The 261-nt window shown below is 28.4% G+C and carries 1 protein-coding gene; it reads left to right on the top strand.

Annotation, left to right across the window (positions count from 1 at the left end):
* Positions 1-20: 20 nt before the first annotated feature.
* Positions 21-261 (top strand): HNH endonuclease family protein (locus tag V7112_RS06360; protein WP_335416864.1); only part of this gene is annotated, 241 nt, incomplete at its 3' end.

Here is a 261-nt window from a genome sequence, read left to right as displayed (position 1 = left end):
AAAAAGTACAGAGATATATTTTGGAAAAAATAGATAACTCTATGGGTACTGGAGAAACTAAACCTAGTAATAATGACTTGGTTCATGTTGAACATATACTACCAAAGAAGCCTAATTCAGATTGGATAGTTTATTTAGATCAATTTGAAGAGGAATATGAGGATTTTATCAACAGAATTGGAAATCTTACTTTACTAAGTGGAACATTCAATAGAGAAGCTTCGAATAAAATGTTTGATATTAAGAAAAACAATTACAAAG

Source organism: Bacillus sp. JJ1566, from assembly GCF_036962685.1.
Taxonomy (GTDB): Bacteria; Bacillota; Bacilli; order Bacillales; family Bacillaceae_L; genus Ferdinandcohnia.
The sequence above is the reverse complement of the archived record's forward strand: the minus strand, read 5'-3'. Positions and strand labels throughout refer to the sequence as shown.